The sequence below is a fragment of the Mycobacterium sp. genome (assembly GCF_019247635.1).
Lineage (GTDB): Bacteria > Actinomycetota > Actinomycetes > Mycobacteriales > Mycobacteriaceae > Mycobacterium.
In genome coordinates this window covers 1-5280 of record NZ_JAFBAR010000084.1, presented here as the reverse complement: position 1 = coordinate 5280, position 5280 = coordinate 1, and the positions used below count along the sequence as shown (strand labels likewise).

At 66.8% G+C, this 5280-nt stretch carries 5 protein-coding genes and 2 pseudogenes; 2 read left to right on the top strand and 5 right to left on the bottom strand.

Going from position 1 to position 5280, the window contains the following annotated elements; translation table 11 throughout:
• Positions 1–939: glutamine synthetase beta-grasp domain-containing protein (locus tag JO236_RS12945; RefSeq protein ID WP_293330475.1), on the bottom strand; the 939-nt coding region annotated here is incomplete at its 3' end.
• Between the two features lie 245 nt (positions 940–1184).
• A pseudogene (locus tag JO236_RS12940) lies at positions 1185–1415 on the bottom strand (serine hydrolase); the annotation flags it as partial.
• On the opposite strand from JO236_RS12940, the pseudogene JO236_RS12935 reads away from it, so the two are divergent.
• Together JO236_RS12935 and sigC are read left to right on the top strand one after the other, a co-directional pair.
• Positions 1399–2106: pseudogene (locus JO236_RS12935) on the top strand (DUF2275 domain-containing protein); the annotation flags it as partial. The pseudogenes JO236_RS12940 and JO236_RS12935 overlap by 17 nt on opposite strands.
• Positions 2107–2250: 144 nt before the next feature.
• On the top strand, positions 2251–2805 hold the full coding sequence (gene sigC, locus JO236_RS12930) for an RNA polymerase sigma factor SigC (protein ID WP_293330478.1): 555 nt from the start codon (positions 2251–2253) through the stop codon (positions 2803–2805).
• On the opposite strand, the gene JO236_RS12925 is transcribed toward sigC, so the two are convergent.
• The 3 genes from JO236_RS12925 to cbiT form a co-directional block, all read right to left on the bottom strand.
• Positions 2802–3527, bottom strand: coding sequence for a cobalt-precorrin-6A reductase (locus tag JO236_RS12925; protein ID WP_293330472.1), 726 nt, complete (start codon positions 3525–3527; stop codon positions 2802–2804). The two genes, sigC and JO236_RS12925, sit on opposite strands and share 4 nt — an antisense overlap.
• Positions 3527–4282: a precorrin-4 C(11)-methyltransferase gene (cobM, locus tag JO236_RS12920; protein ID WP_293330470.1), complete on the bottom strand. Its 756-nt coding sequence runs from the start codon at positions 4280–4282 to the stop codon at positions 3527–3529. Before cobM ends, JO236_RS12925 begins: the two co-directional genes overlap by 1 nt.
• A partial coding sequence (cbiT, locus tag JO236_RS12915) for a precorrin-6Y C5,15-methyltransferase (decarboxylating) subunit CbiT (RefSeq protein ID WP_293330468.1) occupies positions 4279–5280 on the bottom strand: 1002 nt, incomplete at its 5' end. The genes cbiT and cobM, both read right to left, overlap by 4 nt.

Here is a 5280-nt window from a genome sequence, read left to right as displayed (position 1 = left end):
TGCGTGATACAGCAAACCGCCGATGTAGTGACGGGCGGTGTCCGACAGACCGGCGTAGCCCTCGTCGTCGTACATCAGCGGGACGCCGTCCTTCCACAGCGACTGGTGGCAGTGCATACCCGAGCCGTTGTCGCCAAATAACGGTTTGGGCATGAACGTCACGGTCTTGCCGGCTTGCCTGGCGGTTTGCTTGACGATGTATTTGTACATCTGGTGGTCGTCTGCTGCGTGCAGCAGCGTGTTGAACTTGTAGTTGATCTCGGCCTGCCCGCCGCTGCCCACCTCGTGGTGCCCCTTCTCCAGCAAAAAGCCGGCGTTGGTCAGGTGGGTCAGAATCTCATCGCGCAGGTCGACGTAGTGGTCGGTCGGGGCGATGGGGAAATAGCCGCCCTTCGGACGGACCTTGTAGCCCAGGTTGGGGCTGCCGTCGGCCTCGGACTCTTTTCCGGTGTTCCACCACCCGGACGTCGCGTCGACTTTGTAGAAAGACTCGTTGATGGATGAGTCGAATCTGACCGAGTCGAAGATGTAGAACTCAGCCTCGGGACCGAAGTAGGCCGTGTCCGCGATGCCGGAGCTGACCAAGTAGTTCTCCGCCTTGCGCGCGACGTTGCGCGGGTCGCGCGAGTACAACTCGAGAGTGAACGGGTCGTGCACGAAGAAGTTCACGTTCAGCGTTTTGGCGGCCCGGAACGGGTCGACGGTCGCGGTTTCGGGGTCCGGGAGCAGCAGCATGTCGGACTCGTGGATCGACTGGAACCCCCGAATCGAAGAACCGTCGAACGCCAAGCCGTCCTCGAACACGTTCTCGTCGAAGACATAAATCGGAATTGTGAAGTGCTGCATGGTGCCAGGGAGGTCACAGAACCGGACGTCGACATACTCGATGTCCTCATCCTTGGCGAGCTTGAAGATATCGTCGGGCGTCTTTTCAGACACAGCGTCCTCCTTTGGTCGGCTCTCCCCGGGCTGACGGGTATCCCGCCCGTCATGAATTTGTTCGCGACCGTAGGTGGCGCCCTCCAATTCATGCACATCACGGCCGTGCGGGCATCTCGTGGCGCCCCCCGGCCAGTCAGGCCGCTTCCCGCGTTCGAGCCGATAGCTGGGGCGCTGGTCTCTGGATCTTCCGGCCGCAAACACCCGCCGAGCTCCTCAACCCGGCTCCCATTTACGAAGATGCGTTAAACCAGAAGCGCGGCAACGGAAGTCGCCGCGTCGGCGATCAGAACCTCGCTGGGGTCGGCGTCATATCCGCCGCCGGTTCGGTCGGTCATGACCGCCACAACGTAGGGAGCGCCGGCGGGTGACCAGACGACCCCGACATCGTTGGCGCGCCCGTAGTCGCCCGTCCCGGTTTTGTCGATCACTTTCCAGTCCGCGGGGAACCCGGCGCGGATGCGGTTGGAGCCGGTGCATGCCGCAGTATCACATTTCTTTGCGCGGCAACGAGGTATGCGCAACGATGCAGGGATGCGGTGTGACGTGGCGCGAGAGGCGTTGTCTGCGCGGTTGGACGGCGAGCGGCCAGAAGTGCTGTCGCAGCAGGTCGATGCGCATCTGGAATCCTGCGGCCGCTGCCGCACCTGGTTGATCGGCACGGCCGCACAGACTCGCAAGCTGGCCTCGTTTGAGGCTGGCCGGGGACCAGACCTAGCCGACAAGATCTTGGCGAGCGCCGGCGTCGCGTCGTCTCCGGCGTATCGGCGGTGGCTGCGAGGGCCGCGTTCGCGCTACCGCCGGTGGGGGTTGATCGGTGTCGGCCTGTTCCAGGTAGGGATCGCGGCCGCGCAGATCGGCGGGATCGACTTCGGCATGGTCGCCGCGCATGGCCATGGAGCCATGACCGGAGAGCATTTGCTACACGAGTCCACCGCGTGGTTGCTGGCCCTCGGGGTTGCGATGATCGCGGCCGGCATATGGCCCGCCGCCGCGCTGGGGGTGGCCGCCATTGTCGGCGTGTATTCCATGGCGCTGACTAGCTACGTCGTTGTCGACGCATACATGGGCGAGGTTACGGTGGCCCGCATCGCCAGCCACGTGCCACTGCTGCTGGGCTTGGCGTTCGCGTTGCTGGTGGCCTGGGACCGCAGCGGGCAACGCGCGTGGCGCACTCCAGAGGCCGACGTCGGCGACGCCCCCTCGGTCTCGCCTGCCCGGGGTCGGCCCAGAGGACACCTGCGGCCCGTCAACCGGTCTACGACGACCCGTCGTAGACCACGAGCGGCCGCGCGTCTAAGGTTGATGGCCATGACCGCCTCCAGCGACGACGAGGCCGTCACCGTGTACGCCCTGGCGGCCGCGCGCGGCGACGAGCGGGCGCTGGAGGCGTTTATCAAGGCCACGCAGCAGGACGTGTGGCGCTTCGTGACGTATCTGTCGGACGTGGGCAGCGCCGACGACCTGACGCAGGAAACCTACCTGCGAGCCATCGGCGCGATCGAGCGGTTCTCCGCGCGCTCCAGTGCCAGAACCTGGCTGCTGGCCATCGCACGCCGGGTTGTCGTCGACCACATCCGATACGCCCAGTCGCGGCCCCGCACCGCGCACGGCGCCGATCCTGCGCATATGACCGCCAGCGACCGCCACGCCCGCGGATTCGAGGACCTCGTCGAGGTAACCACCATGATCGCGGGGCTCAGCGCAGAACAACGCGAGGCGCTGCTGCTCACCCAGCTGCTCGGGTTGTCGTACGCCGACGCGGCGGAAGTGTGCGGCTGTGCGGTGGGCACTATCCGATCCCGCGTCGCTCGCGCTCGCGATGCGCTGCTGGCCGACGAGAAACACGACGACCTCACCGGCTAACAGAGCCCGGCGACCCAGTCGGCGGCTTCTTCGACCGTGCCCACCGTCTTCACGCCCGACGGCAGCGGCGGGCGCGCTACCATCACCACCGGAATGTCCAGCGCGCCAGCGGCATCCAGCTTCGCCCGGGTCATGCCGCCCCCGCTGTTCTTGGTGACCAGCGCGTCGATACCGTGTTTGCGCAGCAGCGCGAGTTCGTCGTCGTAACGATAGGGCCCACGGGACAGGAGCAATTCGTGACGGCGCGGCAACGCGGCGCCGTCAGGTGTGGTGACCGCGCGGATCAGGAACCAGGCGTCGCTGTCGGCGAAGGCCTTTACCCCGGAGCGCCCGGTGGTGAGGAACACGCGCGAATAGCTTTGCTCCGCAACGGTTTGTGCCGCTTCGGTGTCCGAGGCCACCACCACGGCGTGGCCGGATTCCCATGGCGGACGCGCCAACACCAGGTACGACACCTGTAGTTCGCGGCAGACTTGGGCGGCGTGGGCGGTCATCGTCGCCGCGAAGGGATGGGTTGCGTCGATGACGGCGCCGACGTGTTCGTCGCGCAACCACCGCCGTAGCCCGTCGACACCACCGAACCCGCCTATGCGCACCGCGCCCACCGGCATCGTGGGGTCGGGCACCCGTCCCGCCAGCGAGCTGATGATGTCCACCTGCGGGTGCAGTCTTTTCGCCAGCGCGCGAGCCTCGGCCGTGCCTCCGAGGAGCAGCACCCGCATCAATGCTGCCCGTTGTCGCGTCGGGCTGCCGAATACAGGTAGCTGTCGGTGAAACCTTCGGCGGCCAGCACCTCACCGACGACGATGACGGCGGTCTTGGTGACGTTGGCGTCGTGCATCTGTGCGGCGATGCCTGCCAAAGTGCCGCGTAGTACGGTCTGCTGCGGCCAGCTTGCGAAAGCTACGACCGCACAGGGCGTTTCGGGCGTGAAGCCGCCTTCTAGCAGCTTCGGAACGATGGCGTCGATCTGCGCCGCGGCCAAATGCAATACCAGCGTCGCACCGGACCGGGCGAGGACTGCCAGGTCCTCCCCGGGTGGCATGGGCGTCGACAGAGTCGCGACCCGGGTCAGCGTCACCGTCTGCGCGACGCCCGGAACGGTGAGTTCCCGTTTCAGCGCGGCTGCCGCCGCGGCGAAAGCCGGCACCCCAGGGATGATTTCGTAGTCGATGCCCAGTGCGTCGAGCCGGCGGCACTGTTCGGCGATCGCGCTATAAAGCGACGGGTCGCCCGAGTGCAGCCGTGCCACGTCGTGCCCCGCGGCGTCGGCGTCGGCAAGCGCGGCGACGATCTGGTCCAACGTCAACGGTCCGGTGTCGATGATGTTCGCGTCGGGAGGGCAGTGGGCCAGTAGGTCTTTCGGCATGATGGATCCCGCATACAGGCAGACCCGGCATCGTCCGAGCAGTCGCTGACCGCGGACGGTGATCAGGTCGGCGGCGCCCGGGCCCGCGCCGATGAAGTACACGGTCACTTTTTCACGATCCACTGTGTGACTGGCATTTGCGGCCGCCAGCCGGTGAAGCCACCCAGCGGTTCGCCGTGGTAGTGCTGGTAGCGTCGCAGTTCGCCGCCGTATTGTGAACAGGCTTGCGCCAGTGCGGCTTCCGACTCCACTGTGACCGCGTTGGCGACCAGACGCCCGTTTGCGGCAACGTTGTACAGGCAGGCGTCCAGCAGACCCGGCTGGGTGAGCCCTCCCCCGATGAAGATGACGTCTGGCGCCGGGGCCCCGTCGAAAGCCTGCGGGGCTTCGCCGCGCACGTCGATGTGGGCCCCGGCGGCGGCGGCATTGACGCCGATGTTGAGCCGGCGGTGTTCGTCGCGTTCGAATACGATTGCGCTACAAGCCCTCCCGCTGCGGCACCATTCGACGGCGATACTGCCCGAGCCGGCGCCGACATCCCACAACCGTTGTCCCGGCCGCGGAGCCAGTACCGCCAGAGTCACCGCGCGGATGCCGTGTTTGGTGATCTGGCCGTCATGCACGAACGCGTCGTCGGGCAGCGACGAGGTGCGCTCGTCGGGCAGGTAGCGGATGGCGACGATGTTGAGGTCATCGATGCCGGCGGGCGCATTGGCGGCCCACTCGCGCGCGATGCCGTCGCGCCTGAATTCGGCTGGGCCGCCAAGCTGTTCGAGTACGGTGAGCTGCGAGTCCGCGCGCCCGTGGGTGTTCAGCAACGCCGCCAGCGCCTTGGGCGTGGTCCGGTCGGTGGACAGCACGATCGCCTGACCGCCGCGCCGGATTGCGGTGTGGGGGTCGGCGGTGACCAGACTGATCACCTCGGTGTCCTGGATGCTCCAGCCCATCCGTGCGCAGGCCAGACTCACCGCCGAGACATGCGGCAGGACGCGAACTTTGCCGGCCCCGAACAGCCGGATGAGGGTGCCGCCGACGCCGTGCAGCAACGGGTCGCCGCTGGCGACGACGTGGATGTCGGGCCCTTCTGCGGGCAGGCGTTGCAGTGC